This window comes from Vulcanococcus sp. DEBay_Sum29NL08_54, from assembly GCF_017859255.1.
GTDB lineage: Bacteria > Cyanobacteriota > Cyanobacteriia > PCC-6307 > Cyanobiaceae > Vulcanococcus.
The window spans coordinates 11302-27543 of the sequence record NZ_JAFMNJ010000003.1 but is presented as its reverse complement, the minus strand read 5'-3'; the positions used below and the strand labels follow the sequence as shown (position 1 = coordinate 27543).

Sequence of the window (16242 nt, the reverse complement as noted above, 5' to 3'; positions counted from 1 at the left end):
TGGGCAAGTGGTTGAGGCGACAGTACGGACGAAGTCGGGACTTGACTCGCACCTGTGCGGAAGCTTTATGTGCCGACCCGTCCGCCCGTGGGGGAACTGGGGTTGGCCTCGCCGCGGATGGGCAGACGGCCGGCATGAAAGGCGGTGCGCCCGGCTTCGCAGGCCATGGCCATCGCCCGGGCCATGGCCGCTGGATTCCCAGCTAGGGCGATGGCGCTGTTGATGAGCAGCGCATCGGCTCCCATTTCCATCGCTTGGGCGGCTTCGCTTGGAACCCCCAGGCCGGCATCGACGACGACCGGAACCGAAGCGTTCTCGATGATCAGGGCGATGTTGGCGGCATTGCGGATGCCTTGACCGGAACCAATCGGTGAGCCCAGGGGCATGACCGTCGCGCAGCCGGCCTCCTCCAGCCGTTTGGCCAAGAGGGGATCGGCATTGATATAGGGAAGAACGGTGAAGCCCTCCTTCACCAGCTGTTCCGCGGCCTCCAGGGTCCCGATTGGATCGGGCAGCAGGTGTTTGGAGTCGGGGATCACCTCCAGCTTGACGAAGGTGTTGTCCTCTTGTCCGGCCAACTTCGCGAGTTCTCGCCCCAGTCGGGCCACGCGAATGGCTTCCTCGGCGGTGGCACAGCCGGCGGTGTTGGGGAGCATCCAGATTCGACTCCAATCCACCGCTTCCATCAGGCCCTCATGGCCGGCGGCTTGGGACTGCACCCGTCGCACGGCCACGGTGACGATCTCGCAGGCGCTTGATTCGAGGCTGGCCTGCATGGCCTGCAGGCTGGGGTACTTACCCGTGCCCGTCATCAAACGGCTGCGGAAGCGTCGCCCGCCGATGATCAGGTCGTCAGCGTGCAGCGGCTCTGCAGACACAGGGATGTGATCAGCTGTGTTGAGACCGTACCGCGCAGCCCTGTCGTCCTTAGCGTGGGGCCACTTGATGGCGCCACCGTGATCCCTTTGCTGTTGGCTGCAGTCCCGCTGACCACCGAGGCCATTGCTCCCAGTCAGAGCACTCCATACGAGGAAAACTTCGGCATGGCGGCCACCGTCCGCCAATTTGATCCGGTCGCGCGTGCGGCGCAGTTGGTGCAGGAGCTGCCTCGGATTTGGTCGGGTAGCTACACGCCTTTTGGCACCGCTCAAGCGGCCAGCGCACGGTTGACCCTTTCGTCGCTGAGGGCCTTAGGGCAAATGGTGGATGTCCGAGGCGAGATCACCCTTGGGTCCTCCACCATTCCTGTGCAAGGCAACTTGAATGCGGCGTCGGATCAACTGGACTTGTTGCTGCTTGGGAATTACCCCAGCGCAGATCTCCAGGACGGCGGCTCGTTCGCGGGTCTGCAGGGCTTCACCTTGTCTGGATGGTCTGCCCCTCGGCTGACCAACCCTGGAGGACAACTCGTGATGACTCCGGAGACCAGCGCCGCTCCTGCGATTCGCGGCCTGTGGTGATTTAGGCGGCCGTGCGCTCCAGGCGCTTGAGCCGACGCTTTGCTGTTTTGTTGGCGGCGTCGAGCTCGAGCACCTTGGCGTAGGTCTCTTTGGCCTCGTCGCTTTTCTGTTGCTTTTCCAGCGCGAAGGCCAGGTTGTTGAGGGCGACGGGGTAGTCCGACTTGGCCCGCAGGGCTGCGCGGTAGTGCTTGATCGCGCCGCTGTAATTGCTTTGGGCCGCCAGGGCAAAGCCCAGGGCGTTTTCGATCAGGGCCTGGGCCTCGCTGGGTTCGCCGCTGGCTCGCTTGGCGGCGAGCTTCAGGTTTTCCGTGGCTTGCCCGTAGAGGCGTTTGCGCAGCTGGACTGAGGCCAATTCGTAGAGGTCGCCGGCACTCTTGTCGCCGGCCTTGGCCTGGGCTTCGAGGCGTGCCAGGGCGGACTCGTCGCGGCGGACCCGCAGGATCTGCCGTGCGACGAGCACCGCAGCGGTGCCGAGCAACAACAAAAGCCCAATCAGGTAGGCCTGTGGGAGTGAAACATCCATGGACCGACCGGACTGGGCTTAGTTGTGATTGAAGGGGGCGTTCAGCTCTTGGCGGCGCCCACGACAGTGGCGAAGCTGGTGGGATCCAGCACGGCCAGCTGGGCCAGCATCTTGCGGTTCAGCTGCACGTCAGCCTTCTTCAGGCCACCGATCAGACGGCTGTAGCTCAGGCCATTCAGGCGAGCAGCAGCGTTGATACGGGCGATCCAAAGACGACGGAAGTCGCGCTTGCGGCGGCGACGGTCGCGGTAGGCGTTGCAGAGCGCCTTCATCACCCGCTGGTTGGCGGTCCGGAACAGGGTGCCGTTGCCACCACGGAAGCCACGCGCAAGGCGAAGGATCTTGTTGCGGCGTTTACGGGCGACGTTGCCCCTCTTAACGCGGGCCATGAATAGTTCTCAGTGAATGTTGAAACTGCTGTGAGGTGAAGCGATCAGCTGTAAGGGAGCATGGCCTTCACGTTGTCCGCATCACGCTCGTCAACCACGGCCATGGTGCCGAGGAAGCGCTTGCGCTTAGGGCTCTTGTGATCGAGCAGGTGATTGCGGAAAGCGTGCCGGCGCATGAACTTCCCGGTGCCGGTCGCTTTGAACCGCTTGGCGGCTGCTTTGCGGGTCTTGAGCTTCGGCATTGTCTACGCGCTCGTGCACAAACGATGAGAGTAAGACTTCAGAGTGCCTTCCGCCAACTCCCCCTAGGGTTTGGCCTGGATCCAGTCAGGCGATGCAGCGTTCCTTGATGGCGGTCCTCGCCGCGTCCTGTCTCCTGGCGGGCTGCCAAGGAACGGATGCCCAGGCCCAGGCCCTGACCCACCGGCCAGTGCCCGCCCCGCCAAGGGTGGATGGTGCCCAGCCCGTGCTCTGGGTGGCTCTAGCGGACCATCTGGGGGCCGCGCCGCTGCAGCTGGTGGCGGCTGCTTCTGTGGTGAGGCTCAGCGATGCCTCCGGCTTTCAAGCCAGTGGCCAGCGCCTGTCCTTGCGCTGGAGACCCAAGCCGCTGAGCGAGCCGCTCACGATTCGCCGGCGGGTGCTGGGGCCGTTCTCCAGCTTTGAGACCGCTGAGCAGGCCGCCCTGGCTTGGCGTCGTCTCGGAGCGAAGGCTGTGGTCGCCCACCCCGGGGAGTGGGAGGTCTGGGCTGCCCCGGACCAGCCTGTTCCGCCGGCCTACGGCTCCAAGGTTGAAGAGAAGGTTGTCAGTGAGGTCCTGACCCTGCAGCTGGAACGGCCCGATGGCTGGAGGGATCTCCAGGGGCCTGTTCGGATTGAAGCCTCCGCTGGCCTGCGCTGGCAGGGCGGGGTCTTCCAGGGGCCCTTCCGCCTGCAGCCCGACGCCTATGGCAGTTGGACCCTGGTGGAGCAGGTGCCCTTAGAGCGCTATCTCCACGGTGTGGTGCCCCATGAGATCGGTGCTGGAGCGCCGCCTGCGGCTTTGGCTGCCCAGGCGGTGTTGGCGCGCACCTGGGCCCTGGGCAATCAGCATCGTTTTGCCCTGGATGGCTACCACCTTTGCTCGGATACCCAGTGCCAGGTCTATAGCGATCCACGCCTGGCCCGCGCGGGGGTGAAGCAGGCCATTCGATCGACCCAGGGCCAGGTGCTGACCTGGCAGGGGCAACCGATCCATGCCGTCTATCACGCCAGTAACGGAGGAGTCAGTGCAGATGAGGACGAGGCCTGGACCTTGCCCGAACTCGCCTATCTGGAGCCCGCTTTTGATCGGGCCGGAGGCCCTCCCCAGGGATTGGCTTTGCCCCTCACCCAGCGTCAGCAGGTTCGATCGGTCTTGGCGGCGACAGCGGGTGTCTATGGCCAGAACCACCCCTACTTCCGCTGGCAGCGCGTCCTCGGGCAGGACACCTTTGCCCGTGCCCTGGGTACGGGAGCGGCCGCCGTTGGATCGCCGGTGAAGCCGGTTGTTCTGGAGCGGGGCCCGAGTGGTCGCGTGGTGCGGTTGGCCCTCAGGGGGCCCCTGGGAGAAAAGGTGCTGGTGCGGGATGCCATCCGCCGCACCCTGCGTCGCTTACCCAGCACCCTCTTTGTGATTGAACCCGCCGGGGCAGGTCTTTGGCGCTTCGAGGGAGGTGGTTTTGGCCATGGCGCTGGTTTGTCTCAGGCCGGCGCCATCGATTTGGGAGGACGGGGTTGGAGCGTGAAGCAGATCCTTCGTCACTACTACCCGGGAACGGAGTTGGTTCCTCTGCCAGCCATCAAGGCTGCGAAGGGGGGCTCTTAGAGTCCGCACATCCTTGGGATCGCCATGGCCGCTGGGGGCACAGCCACAGGAGCGCGCCGACTGCAGGCCTCCCTCTTTCTCCTCTGCTGTTGCGGTGCGGCAGCGGTTCCCCATCGTCTGCCTGCCTCCCAGGCCCTCTGGCCTGCCACGGCCCTGACGCTGCTGCTGGGTCTGTACGTCCTGCGCGCTGTCTTTCTTCCAGCGCTGAGAGGTGCGAAGGCGGAAGGCCCAGCCGTCTTGGAGGCGTTGCCCGCCGTTGATCTGGTGGTGGCAGCCCGCGATGAGGAGGCCGTGATTGGTCGCTTGGTGGAGCGACTGGCCGCCCTGAGTTACCCGGCCGATCGCCTCAAGATTTGGATCGTCGATGACGGCAGCGAAGACCGCACCCCAGAGGTCCTGAGCGAGTACCAGACCCGATTTCCTCAGCTCCAGGTCCTGCGCCGTCCCCGCGATGCGGGCGGCGGCAAGTCGGGCGCTCTGAACGCGGTGCTGCCGAACCTCCAGGGGCGTTGGCTCTTGGTCCTGGATGCCGATGCCCAGTTGCAGCCGGATCTGCTGGAGCGGTTGGTTCGCTTTGCCGAGCAGGGCGGTTGGTCCGCCGTGCAGCTGCGCAAGTCCGTGGTCAATCCCGACCTCAATTGGCTGACCCGCGCCCAGGCCATGGAGATGGCCCTCGATGCCGTCATCCAGCAGGGCCGACTGTTCTCCGGCGGTGTTGTTGAGCTTCGGGGCAATGGTCAACTGCTCCAGCGGGAGGCGGTGCTCAGCTGCGAAGGCTTCAACGAAGCCACCGTCACCGATGACCTCGACTTGAGTTTCCGTCTGCTGGTGCAGCAGCAACCCGTTGCCCTGCTCTGGGATCCCCCGGTGCAAGAGGAGGCGGTGACCGCCTGGAGTGCCCTCTGGCGCCAGCGGCAACGTTGGGCCGAGGGGGGACTGCAGCGTTTCTTCGATTACTGGCCTCAGCTGACCGGAAGCGAGGTCTCTGCGGCGCGCAAGCTCGATCTGAGCTGCTTTTTTCTGCTGCAATACGCCCTGCCCGTGATGGCCGCAGCCGATGCCCTCACGGCCCTGATCACGCGCACGCCACCGCTGAGTTGGCCCCTGTCCTTTGTGGCCTTTGGCCTCTCGGGCGGAGCGATTTTGGCGGGCTGCTCCCGCCGCTCCGAAGGACCGGACCTACCCGCGATGGGCCCGATCAACCTGGCCTGGGGCATTGCCTATCTGGGCCACTGGTTCGTGGTGATTCCCTACACCACCCTCCGGATGGCGCTCCTGCCCAAGCGGCTGGTCTGGGCCAAGACCCTGCATGTAGGGGCTGAGCCTGATCAGGCCGCGGCTTGATCGTCGCTGAGTTCCGGCAGGGGATCCTGCAGGTCCACCACTTCGCCGTTGAAGAATTCGGCTAGCCGCTTGGCCTGGTCATCGATCAGCCCATGGGGTTTCCGTTCAGGCGGCGCTGCTGGTGTTGCTGCCGGTGCTGCTGACGTGGGTGCCGGAGTCGGAGCCTCAGCTGGAGCTGGAGCTGGAGCTGGAGTCTGGGGTTGGGGAGGGGTAGCAGCGGCTGGAGGTGCCTGCGGAGGCTCCGGTGGTGGCGGCGGTGTCTGAGCTTGAGGCGCGGGAACGGGCGGGGCTGGCGCTACAGGTGCTGCTGGTGCTGCGCCGGCCTCGAGAACCACCTGCCTTGGGCTGCCCAGGGCGGAGGCGACGGCTTTCTCCAGCAGGGGTAGGCGGCTCTGGACCATGGCGGTCCAGTTGCCGGCGACCTGAACGACGGCGCGCTGGCTGTCGAGGCGGGCCAGGGAGGCCTGCTGGGAGAGGAGCATGCGGGTCGAGGGCAGCTCCAGCCCCGCCAGGATCTGCTGCCAGAGGGCGGCCAGATCTGGGGTCTCCGTGCTGGTTGCCGTGACCGGTTCAGGGGCAGGAGCGGCAGCCGGCGGAGCTATGGGCTCAACGACGACGTCTGGGGCAGGCGGTGCGGGAGCCGGGGCTGCTGGTGTGGGGGCTGTCGCCTGCGGGATCGGGCGGGGACTGGTCGTGGGGACACTGGTGGCGACGGCGACGGCGGGTTCAGCCAAGAGACCCAGGAGAAGCACCTCAAGCCAGAGCCGGGGCTGCACGCTTTGGCGCAGTTGCTGTTCGCTGCCTTTGAGTTGCGCCTGCCAGCGCAGCAGGGTCGCTTTGCCGATGCTGCGGGCGAGGTCCGGCAGCTCCCCTCGGATTTGGGGCGAGAAGCTCGTGAGCTCCAGGCGATTGGGGGCAACCCCCGCGAGCACCAGATCCCGCAGCAGGCCGGCCATTCCCTGGAGCACGGCACCGGGTTCGCGGCCGCGCTCGAGCAGGTTGCGGATCGCTTCGATCACCCCCAGCGGCTCGGCCCCGGCGAGGGCCTGGGCCAGTTGCAGCAGTTCCTGCTCGGGCACGGCCCCCAGCAACTCCCAGACCGCCGTCGGTTCGACCGGCCCGGGTAGCAAGCTCAGCTGATCCAGCAGGCTTTCGGCATCCCGCAGGCCCCCCTGGGCCCGCTGGGCCACCACATGCAGGGCTTCTGGCGTGATTTGGATGTTCTCTTCCTTGGCAATCCAGCCCAGGTGTTGCTCGAGGGCATCGAGGGGAATGCGCCGGTAGTCGAAGCGTTGACAGCGGCTGAGGATCGTGGGCAGCACCCGCTGCGGGTCGGTGGTCGCCAGGACGAAGACCACCCGCGGGGGCGGCTCCTCCAGGGTCTTCAGCAGGGCGTTGAAGGCCGCGGTCGAGAGCATGTGGCACTCGTCGACCACATAGACCTTCCAGCGGGCCTGAACCGGGGCGAATCGAGAGCGTTCAATCAGCTCGCGGATGTTGTCGACCCCGGTGTTGGAGGCGGCGTCGATCTCGATGACATCGAGGGCATTGCCGTTGGCAATGGAGGTGCAGAGCTCACAGCTGCCGCAGGGCTCTGGGGTCGGGTGATCCGAGCTGAGGCAGTTGAGGGAGCGCGCCAGGATGCGGGCGCTGGAGGTTTTCCCCGTTCCTCGGGGACCACTAAAGAGGTAGGCCGGCGCAATGCGACCGGAGCGCAGGGCATTGCCCAAGGTCGCGGCGATCGCCTCTTGCCCCACAAGCTGGTCAAACCGCTGCGGGCGGTACTTGTGGTGGAGCGGTTGGTAGGCGGCCGGCATCGCTGGAGGCTACTGGCCCTCGACGCCTCTGTTCGGGTTTGAATCCTGCTGCTGATCTGTCAGGAGGCGCTCGAGCTTGGCTTCCATCTCCTCCACCTCGCTGAGCTGATCCGCCAGGGTCTGAGCAGCCAGGCGCAGTCGCTGGAATTGGGGTTGCTCAGCTCCGGCCCCCCAGCGCTCTTCGGCGCGGGACAGCTCGGACTCCAGTTTGGTTTGCAGCTTCAGCCGCAGGGCATCGAGTTGCTCCAGGCTGCGTCTGACGAGTTCGCGTCCCTTCTCCAGCTGGCTCGCCTCCAGGCGTCGCCCCTGACGCAGGAGCAGCTTGGCGCCGCTCAGGACCGCAGCAGGCATGAACTGGCCCAGGGCGAGGGCCCCCCAGCTGCCGGCCTGGAGGACCTCCTCCACCTGGGCGCTGCGATGGCGTCCGGTTTTGCACCAGTGGGCGAAGTGTTCGCAGTTGTTGAAGAGCAGGTTGTAGTTCTGCTCCCCCAGTCGCCCCATGGCTCGGCGCAGGGTTTGCCCTGCCGGCAAACAGGCCCCCTCGGGGTAGGACACCACCGTTAAGGGCTGGCCGCGGCTGAATGCGTCGAGGGGGCTGCGCAGAATCTCACGCCCCTCGAGGTAGTGGGCGACGCTGCCGTCCCCGAGGTCGATGCCGTGGTGATTGAAGAGGCCGTGCTGCCGCGGCACCTCAAGGTGATCAGCGGCAGCCACGGAGCCCTAGGCCGATTCCTGTTGCGCGGACTCGCTGCCCGGAAGAGGGAGGATCTTGGCCTGGGTGCGTTCCTCCACCAGGGCCCGGGTGACCGTGAAGGCCTTGGTGCTCTTGTCGGACGGCAGCTCGTACATCAGGTCGAGCATCAGTTCCTCGACGATCCCGCGCAACGCCCGGGCGCCGGTCTTGCGGCGGTGGGCCTCGGCGGCGATGGCTTCAACGGCCCCGGGCTCAAACTCCAGCCGCACGTCGTCCATGCTCAGCAGCGTCTGGAACTGCTTCACCAGGGCATCGCGGGGCTCGGTGAGAATCGCCTCGAGTGCGTGGTTGTCGAGGGGCTCGAGCACGGCGTTCACCGGCATGCGGCCGATGAACTCGGGGATCAGGCCGTACTTGACCAGGTCGTCGGGCTGGAGGTGGCGCAGGACCTGGGCGGCCTGTTGGTCCTTGCTCTGGCGGCCGCGGCGGCCGCCTTCGGGGATGAAGCCGATGGCGTTCCGGCCCATCCGGCGCTGGACCACGTCATCGAGGCCGACGAAGGCACCACCGCAGATGAACAGGATCTGGCTGGTGTCGATCTGAATGCAGTCTTGGTAGGGATGCTTGCGGCCCCCTTGGGGGGGGACGTTGGCCACGGTGCCCTCCAGCAGTTTCAGCAACGCCTGCTGAACGCCCTCCCCGGAGACATCGCGGGTGATCGAAGGGTTCTCGCTCTTGCGGGCGATCTTGTCGATCTCGTCGATGTAGATGATTCCGCGCTGGGCCTGGTCAACGTCCAGGTCAGCTTTCTGCAGCAACCGCAGCAGGATGTTCTCGACGTCCTCCCCGACGTAGCCGGCTTCGGTCAAGGTCGTGGCATCGGCCACGGCGAAGGGCACATCCAGTAACTCGGCCAGGGTCTGCGCCAGCAGGGTTTTGCCGCAGCCCGTGGGGCCGATCAGGAGGATGTTGCTCTTGTGCAGCTTGGTGGCGGTTTCGTTGCTCTCGCCCTTGCCGTCGCCCTGCCAGGCCAAGCGCTTGTAGTGGTTGTAGACCGCAACGGAGAGGACCTTCTTGGCTTCCTCCTGCCCCACGACCTGGGCGTCGAGGTGGGCCTTGATGTCTTGGGGTTTGGGGATTTCGGCCAGCGTCGGAGCAGGCTTGCTGGCTTTTTTGGCGGGAGCTTTGCCCTTGGCTTCCTGGGCTTGGCGGCCAGCGCCGGCGCCACCATGGCCCTCAACCAGCTCTTCGTCGAGGATCTCGTTGCAGAGATCGATGCACTCGTCGCAGATGTAGACGCCAGGGCCGGCGATCAGTTTGCGCACCTGGTCTTGCGACTTCCCGCAGAAAGAGCACTTCAGGTGGGCGTCGAACTTGGCCATCGGGCAAGGGCTGTGGCGGCGTTGAGCGGGAGGGCTTCGGGGCGGTGTCCCGAAACTTCAGGATCGGTGCGATCCAGCGCTTCGTCAGCCGTCCTTAAGGATCAAACCGGGGTCGTATCGGTGACGACACGATCGATCAGGCCGTATTGAACCGCTTCTGCCGGGGAAAGGAAGTAGTCGCGGTCGGTGTCTTCAGCGATTTTCTCCAGGGGTTGGCCGGTGTGTTCGGACATCAGGCCGTTGAGGGTCTCCTTCAAATAGAGAATTTCCTTGGCCTGGATTTCGATGTCGACAGCCTGTCCCTGGGCTCCGCCAAGGGGTTGGTGGATCATGATCCGCGCGTTCGGGAGCGCCAGGCGCTTGCCCTTGGTGCCGCCGGAGAGCAGAAAAGCTCCCATGGAGGCGGCCAGGCCGTAGCAGATGGTGACGACGTCGGGCGCGACCTGCTGCATGGTGTCGTAGATCGCCAGACCCGCTGTCACTGATCCCCCAGGGGAGTTGACGTAGATCTGAATGTCTTTCTCGGGGTCCTCTGCCTCGAGAAACAGAAGCTGGGCAACCATGGCGTCGGCCACCTGGTCATCAATGCCGCTGCCCAGAAAGATGATGCGTTCCCGCAGCAGACGGGAATAGATGTCAAAGGCCCGATCGCCTCGGCCGGATTGCTCAACCACGGTGGGGAGCACACCCGGTGCGGCGGTCGGACCAGTGACGATCGAGGATTGGGGCCCTTGGCCCAGCCAGCGGTTCTGGATTGGGTGAGGAGTGCTGGCGTTGATCACTCGGCCGGACTGGAGTCAGTCCGGCCAATCTATGGGGATCAGGCCTCGGTGGTGGCCGCCTCGGCGTCGTCGGCCTTGGCTTTTTTCTTCGCAGCCGGCTTGGCTTTGGCCTTGGGCTTCTCCTCGGAGGCCTCAGCCGCCTTCTCCGTGACGGTGGAGTTGCTCTCGAGCCAGCCCAGGAGCTTCTCGCGCATCAGATCCTCCTGAACCGCTTGGCGCAGACGGTTGGGATCAATCCGGGAGCTGTCGCTGAAGCCCCGGCTCAGTTCCTTGACCTTGGCGTCGATCTCGCTGGCTTCCAGTTCCAATTTCTCGGCCGCGGCGAGGGCCTTGAGGGCCAGGCTGCGCTTGAGGCGCTCCTCGGCTTCAGGGCGGGAGCTTTCGCGCAGGCTTTGGATCAGCTGAGGGGTGAAGAGCTTTTTGACGTCCATCCCTTGCTGGGCCAGTTGGCCAGCGGTTTGCTCCAGGAGGGTGACGATTTCCTCTTGGACGAGGGTCTCGGGCAGTTCCACCTCCAGTTGCTCCACCAGGGCGGCGAGCAGGGCGTCGTGGCGGTTGGACTGGTGGCGGCGCTCGGCGTCTTCCTTCAGCCGGGTCTCCAGATCGCTGCGCAGTTCGGCCAGGGTTTCTTTGTCGCTGGCCTGCTGGGCGAAGGCGTCATCGAGGGCCGGCAGCTCACGGCTCTTCAGCTCGCTCAGGGTGATGTCGAAGCTGGCTTTGCGGCCGGCTGCATCCTCCTGGGCGTAATCCTCGGGGAACTCGCACTTGATGGTTTTGCTGTCGCCAGCCTTCATGCCGATCACCCCTTCCACGAAGCCGGGGATCATGCGGCCCTCTTCCAGTTCCACCTCCATGGCGTCGCCGCTTCCGCCTTCGATGGCTTCGCCGTTGTCGCTGTAGGTGCCCTTGAAGCTCAGGACCGCCACATCACCGGCGGCCGCGGCGCGGCCTTCGACCGGCACCAGGGTGGCCATCTGACGGCGGGACTGCTCGATCAGCTCATCGACGCGAGCTGGATCGAAGCTCACGGATTCAGCTTCAGCCTTCAGACCTTTGGTGCTTTTGAGCTTCGGAGTGGGCTCCACATCCATCTCAAGGGTCAAGGTCAGTTCTTGACCGGGCTCAAAGCGCTCGAGCAGGGACTCGAAGCCACCGTCCAGGGCGGGTTGGCCGATGGCGGGGATCTCGGCTTGCTTCAGGGCGTCCTTGAAAACGCTGTCGACCAGAGACTCCAGGGCAGTGGCCCGAATCTGCAGGGGGCCGATTTGCTGCATCAGCACAGCGCGGGGCACCTTGCCCTTGCGGAAGCCGGGGAGTTTCACGCTGCGGCTCAGCTTCTCGACAGCCGCGTTGTGGCTCCCTTGGGTGCGTTCACCAGGAACGGCGATCTCGATGGCCATCCGGCTGCCGGGACGGGCGCTGGTGCTCAGCTTCAGGTCTGCCTGTTTGGCAGTGGCTTTACTGGCGGTGCTAGCGGCAGGGCTCATGGATGTGATCGAGACGGCGGGCCGATGGGTCGGCTGGGGCAGCCCACGATCCTAATTAGTCACCTGTGACGAGCTCCAACAGGGCTGTACGCCCTCGGCCTTGGCCACGTATTGTCTTGAGCAAGAACCAGTGACCTGAAGAGTTTTGTGGCGGTGTCCCTCGGGACTCCGAACAGCTTCTGCAGGTTGTGCATCCGCCTTTACCGGGATGCTCCACCGTTCGTCTTTCTCGGTCTTGGGTTCGTTGATCGCGCTCACCGTTGATTTTTCGCTCCACCTCTTCTCTCCTTCCACCCCCCTCTGCTGATCGACGCTTCTGATTCAGCCTTTCCCCGTTTCAGCCCTTCTCTCTGTTTGACGGATTCCGCCTCCGAGTGAGGCCCTGTTCAGATCCCAAGGCATAGAGCTCTCCTTATCCCTTGCACCTCCGTTGACTTCCACCGACGTCCGTTCGCTACCCAGCCGTCCCCTGCATGTCGCCGTTCTTGGGGCGACGGGTGCCGTCGGCCAAGAGTTGTTGACCCTGCTCCAAGAGCGGGCGTTCCCCGTCGGTCAACTCACCCTGCTGGCCTCGCCGCGTTCGGCCGGACAAACCCTGGAATGGAACGGCCAGGTCCTGACGATTCAGCCCGTGAGTGCTGAGGCCTTCGCGGGCGTTGATGTGGTCCTGGCTTCGGCCGGTGGCTCCGTGTCCAAGCAGTGGGCGCCTGTGGCGGCTGCGGCTGGTGCAGTGGTCATCGACAACTCCAGCGCCTTTCGCATGGATGCTGGGGTTCCTCTGGTGGTGCCAGAGGTGAATCCCCATGAGGCTTTCCGCCATCAAGGGGTGATCGCGAATCCCAACTGCACCACGATTTTGATGACCCTGGCCTTGGCGCCTTTGGCCGCCCGCCGGGCCATGCGCCGTGTTGTGGTCAGCACCTACCAATCCGCCAGTGGTGCCGGAGCCCGTGCCATGGAGGAGCTCAGTGAGCTCAGTCGCACTGTCCTCGACGGTGGCACGCCCATGAGCAGTGTTCTGCCCTACTCCCTGGCGTTCAATCTCTTCCTGCACAACTCTCCTCTTCAGGACAACGGCTACTGCGAAGAGGAGCTCAAGATGGTCAATGAAACCCGCAAGATCATGGGTCTGCCGGATCTGCGTATTTCGGCCACCTGCGTTCGCGTTCCGGTTCTGCGGGCCCACTCCGAGGCGATCAACATCGAGTTCTGCGAGCCCTTCCCCGTCGAGGAGGCGCGGACGTTGCTCAAGGACGCCCCCGGCGTTGAGCTGATTGAAGACTTCAGCTCGAATCGCTTCCCCATGCCCACGGACGTCACCGGGCGTGATCCGGTGGCCGTTGGACGTATCCGCCAGGACCTCAGCGAACCCAACGCCCTCGAGCTCTGGCTGTGCGGTGACCAGATCCGCAAGGGGGCGGCCCTCAACGCGATTCAGATCGCTGAGTTACTGCTTGATCCGGTGGCCGCTGCCGCCGCTGCTCAGGCCCCAGCTGGAGCGTCGGCATGAGCAAGGCCTTGACCCCAGGCGCCCACTCCCCTGCCCCCTTTGGTCGTGTGATCACCGCGATGATCACTCCCTTCGCGGCCGATGGCTCGGTGGACCTGCCGATGGCGGCCAAGCTGGCGAGCCATCTGGTGGATCACGGTTCCGATGGTCTGGTGATTTGTGGCACCACCGGCGAGTCCCCCACCCTGAGTTGGGATGAACAGCACCAACTGTTCTCCGCCGTGAAGGAGGCCGTCGGTGCCCGCGCCAAGGTGTTGGCGGGAACGGGCAGTAATTGCACGGCCGAGGCCGTGGAGGCCATCGGTGAAGCGGCAGCCCTCGGTGCCGATGGCGCCCTGGTCGTCGTGCCCTACTACAACAAGCCTCCCCAGGAAGGCCTTGAGGCCCATTTCCGGGCCGTGGCCCAGGCGGCGCCCCAGACGCCACTGATGCTTTACAACATTCCTGGCCGCACCGGTTGCAGCCTCAATCCAGAGACCGCCGCACGGTTGATGGATTGTCCGAACGTGGTCAGCTTCAAGGCCGCGAGCGGCACGACTGAGGAGGTCAGCGCCCTGCGTGCGGTCTGCGGCGAGCGTCTGGCGATCTACAGCGGTGACGATGCGCTGACGCTGCCGATGATGGCCGTCGGCGCCGTTGGCGTGGTCAGCGTGGCTAGCCACATTGCAGGCGATCAGATCCAGCGCATGGTCCAGGCCTTCCTGGCCGGAGAACTCAGTGCCGCCCTGGCCGTGCATGAGCAACTGCTTCCGCTCTGCAAGGCCCTCTTCTGCACCACCAATCCCATTCCCGTGAAGGCGGCTTTGGAACTGAGCGGTTGGCCCGTTGGTGCCCCACGTCTTCCTTTGGTTTCTGCATCGAGCGATGTGCGCGAACAACTCACCTCCGTCCTGGCAGCCCTGCGTCCCACTTGACGCCAAGGCCGACCTGACCTGTTGCTGAGCAACCCCTTTCTCAACGTTTGTTCCCCGTGCGGCTGAGCCGCCTCCCCTTTTCTGAATGACTTCTCAAACCCCTGGCCGTAACGGCGCCGCCAAGCAGCCCCACCTGCGGGTGATCCCCCTCGGTGGCCTGCACGAGATCGGCAAGAACACCTGTGTGTTCGAGTACGGCGACGACATCATGCTCGTGGATGCCGGCCTGGCCTTCCCCAGTGATGGCATGCACGGCGTGAACGTCGTGATGCCAGACACCAGCTATCTCAAGGAGAACCAGAAGCGCATCCGCGGAATGATCGTGACCCACGGTCACGAGGACCACATCGGTGGTATTTCCCACCACCTCAAGAACTTCAACATCCCGGTGATCTATGGCCCCCGGCTGGCCATGTCGATGCTCCAGGGAAAGATGGAAGAGGCCGGCGTCACCGACCGCACCACCATTCAGACCGTGGGTCCGCGGGACGTGGTGAAGGTGGGCCAGCACTTCTCGGTGGAGTTCATCCGCAACACCCACTCGATGGCGGACAGCTTCTCGCTGGCCATCACCACTCCGGTGGGAACGATCATCTTCACGGGTGACTTCAAGTTCGACCACACCCCGGTCGATGGTGAGTATTTCGATATGGCCCGCCTCGCCCACCACGGCGAGCAGGGTGTCCTCTGCCTGTTCAGTGACTCCACCAACGCTGAGGTCCCTGGCTTCTGTCCTCCTGAGCGCTCGGTCTTCCCGGCCCTCGATCGCCATATCGCCCAGGCCGAAGGCCGGGTGATCATCACCACCTTTGCGAGCTCCATCCATCGCGTCGCGATGATCCTCGAGCTGGCCATGAAGAACGGCCGCAAGGTCGGCCTCCTGGGCCGCTCCATGCTCAACGTGATCGCCAAGGCCCGTGAATTGGGCTACATGCGCGCTCCGGATGATCTGTTTGTCCCGATCAAGCAAATCCGTGATCTGCCCGATCGCGAGACCCTGTTGCTGATGACCGGTAGCCAGGGTGAGCCCTTGGCTGCCCTGAGCCGCATCTCCCGTGGCGAGCACCCCCAGGTGCAGGTCAAGAGCAGCGACACGATCATCTTCTCCGCCAGCCCGATCCCGGGGAACACCATCTCCGTGGTGAACACCATCGACCGGCTGATGATGCTGGGCGCCAAGGTCGTCTACGGCAAGGGCGAGGGCATCCACGTCTCTGGCCACGGCTTCCAGGAGGACCAGAAGCTGATGCTGGCCCTCACCCGTCCCAAGTTCTTCGTGCCGGTGCACGGCGAGCACCGCATGCTCGTCTGCCACAGCAAGACCGCCCAGTCCATGGGCGTTCCGGCCGACAACATGCTGATCATCGACAACGGAGATGTTGTTGAACTGACGGCCGATTCGATCAAGAAGGGCGAGCCCGTTAAGGCGGGCATCGAACTGCTCGACGCCTCCCGTAATGGCATCGTCGACGCCCGTGTTCTCAAAGAGCGTCAGCAGCTCGCCGACGACGGCGTCATCACGATGCTCGCCGTGATCAGCACCGACGGTGTGATGGCAGCGCCTCCGCGGGTCAACCTGCGGGGCGTGGTCACCGCCGCGGATCCCCGCAAGCTCAGCCTCTGGACCGAGCGGGAAATCACCTGGGTGCTCGAGAACCGCTGGCAGCAACTGTCCCGGAACACCGGCGGCAAGGCTCCGGAAGTCGACTGGATGGGCGTCCAGCGCGAAATCGAAGTGGGTCTGCAGCGTCGCCTGCGCCGCGAATTGCAAGTTGAGCCGCTGATCATCTGCCTGGTGCAGCCCGCCCCTGGTGGCACCCCGGCCTACAAGGGCCGTGCGGATGCAGAGCCCGACACCCGTCCGGCCCCCCGCGGTCGCCGCGACGGCAACCGTGATGGCAACCGCGACCGGGATCGGGATCGCACGCCCCGCCGTGAACTGGCCCCCGTCGGTGCTGCCGCCTCCGCCGCTTCGGCTGCCCCTGCGCCTGCGCCGGTGAAGGCTGCTCCTGTTGCGGCTGCTCCCAAGGTCGAGGAACCTGAAATCGCCGGCCGCACCCGTCGTCGCCGCTCCGCCGCGAGCTGACTGCTGCTGCG

Annotated in this window: 15 protein-coding genes; 6 read left to right on the top strand and 9 right to left on the bottom strand. The window is 65.0% G+C overall.

What is annotated here, in order from left to right:
- Positions 1 to 65 precede the first annotated feature (65 nt).
- Positions 66 to 878 (bottom strand): thiazole synthase, encoded by an 813-nt coding sequence (locus QZ186_RS01770; RefSeq protein WP_010313925.1) that lies wholly within the window; start codon positions 876 to 878, stop codon positions 66 to 68.
- Positions 879 to 956: 78 nt separating this feature from the next.
- Between QZ186_RS01770 and QZ186_RS01765 the strand changes: the two genes are divergently transcribed.
- A complete protein-coding gene (locus QZ186_RS01765; RefSeq protein ID WP_296415430.1) occupies positions 957 to 1460 on the top strand; it encodes a hypothetical protein in 504 nt (167 codons plus the stop codon).
- 1 nt (position 1461) lies between these two features.
- On the opposite strand, the gene QZ186_RS01760 is transcribed toward QZ186_RS01765, so the two are convergent.
- Genes QZ186_RS01760 through rpmI form a run of 3 tightly spaced genes read right to left on the bottom strand, consistent with a single transcriptional unit; the run spans position 1462 to position 2614 of the window.
- Positions 1462 to 1983, bottom strand: coding sequence for a tetratricopeptide repeat protein (locus QZ186_RS01760; RefSeq protein WP_010313921.1), 522 nt, complete (start codon positions 1981 to 1983; stop codon positions 1462 to 1464).
- A 41-nt stretch (positions 1984 to 2024) separates the two neighbouring features.
- Positions 2025 to 2372, bottom strand: coding sequence for a 50S ribosomal protein L20 (gene rplT / locus QZ186_RS01755; protein ID WP_010313919.1), 348 nt, complete (start codon positions 2370 to 2372; stop codon positions 2025 to 2027).
- A 44-nt stretch (positions 2373 to 2416) separates the two neighbouring features.
- Complete coding sequence (gene rpmI, locus QZ186_RS01750; RefSeq protein ID WP_010313917.1) at positions 2417 to 2614, bottom strand: 50S ribosomal protein L35; 198 nt, start codon at positions 2612 to 2614, stop codon at positions 2417 to 2419.
- Between the two features lie 92 nt (positions 2615 to 2706).
- On the opposite strand from rpmI, the gene QZ186_RS01745 reads away from it, so the two are divergent.
- A complete protein-coding gene (locus QZ186_RS01745) occupies positions 2707 to 4215 on the top strand; it encodes a SpoIID/LytB domain-containing protein (protein ID WP_296415425.1) in 1509 nt (502 codons plus the stop codon).
- 24 nt (positions 4216 to 4239) lie between these two features.
- Positions 4240 to 5559, top strand: coding sequence for a glycosyltransferase family 2 protein (locus QZ186_RS01740; protein ID WP_296415422.1), 1320 nt, complete (start codon positions 4240 to 4242; stop codon positions 5557 to 5559).
- Here QZ186_RS01740 and QZ186_RS01735 read toward each other — a convergent pair.
- The 5 genes from QZ186_RS01735 to tig form a co-directional block, all read right to left on the bottom strand.
- Complete coding sequence (locus QZ186_RS01735) at positions 5544 to 7376, bottom strand: DNA polymerase III subunit gamma/tau (protein WP_296415420.1); 1833 nt, start codon at positions 7374 to 7376, stop codon at positions 5544 to 5546. The two genes, QZ186_RS01740 and QZ186_RS01735, sit on opposite strands and share 16 nt — an antisense overlap.
- Before the next feature lie 9 nt (positions 7377 to 7385).
- Positions 7386 to 8090: a lecithin retinol acyltransferase family protein gene (locus QZ186_RS01730; RefSeq protein ID WP_296415418.1), complete on the bottom strand. Its 705-nt coding sequence runs from the start codon at positions 8088 to 8090 to the stop codon at positions 7386 to 7388.
- A gap of 6 nt (positions 8091 to 8096) precedes the next feature.
- Entirely contained in the window at positions 8097 to 9452 is a 1356-nt protein-coding gene (gene clpX / locus QZ186_RS01725) for an ATP-dependent protease ATP-binding subunit ClpX (protein WP_010313906.1), read from the bottom strand.
- A 101-nt stretch (positions 9453 to 9553) separates the two neighbouring features.
- The gene (clpP, locus tag QZ186_RS01720) at positions 9554 to 10234 is read right to left on the bottom strand and encodes an ATP-dependent Clp endopeptidase proteolytic subunit ClpP (RefSeq protein ID WP_029626062.1); all 681 of its coding nucleotides are present in this window, start codon (positions 10232 to 10234) and stop codon (positions 9554 to 9556) included.
- A gap of 38 nt (positions 10235 to 10272) precedes the next feature.
- Positions 10273 to 11721 (bottom strand): trigger factor, encoded by a 1449-nt coding sequence (gene tig, locus QZ186_RS01715; protein ID WP_010313902.1) that lies wholly within the window; start codon positions 11719 to 11721, stop codon positions 10273 to 10275.
- 430 nt (positions 11722 to 12151) lie between these two features.
- Between tig and QZ186_RS01710 the strand changes: the two genes are divergently transcribed.
- The 3 genes from QZ186_RS01710 to QZ186_RS01700 all read left to right on the top strand — a co-directional run bounded on the left by QZ186_RS01710 (position 12152) and on the right by QZ186_RS01700 (position 16231).
- Positions 12152 to 13231, top strand: coding sequence for an aspartate-semialdehyde dehydrogenase (locus tag QZ186_RS01710; protein ID WP_296415409.1), 1080 nt, complete (start codon positions 12152 to 12154; stop codon positions 13229 to 13231).
- On the top strand, positions 13228 to 14145 hold the full coding sequence (gene dapA, locus QZ186_RS01705; RefSeq protein ID WP_247476638.1) for a 4-hydroxy-tetrahydrodipicolinate synthase: 918 nt from the start codon (positions 13228 to 13230) through the stop codon (positions 14143 to 14145). Before QZ186_RS01710 ends, dapA begins: the two co-directional genes overlap by 4 nt.
- Before the next feature lie 85 nt (positions 14146 to 14230).
- On the top strand, positions 14231 to 16231 hold the full coding sequence (locus QZ186_RS01700) for a ribonuclease J (protein ID WP_247476639.1): 2001 nt from the start codon (positions 14231 to 14233) through the stop codon (positions 16229 to 16231).
- The last annotated feature ends 11 nt before the right edge of the window (positions 16232 to 16242 follow it).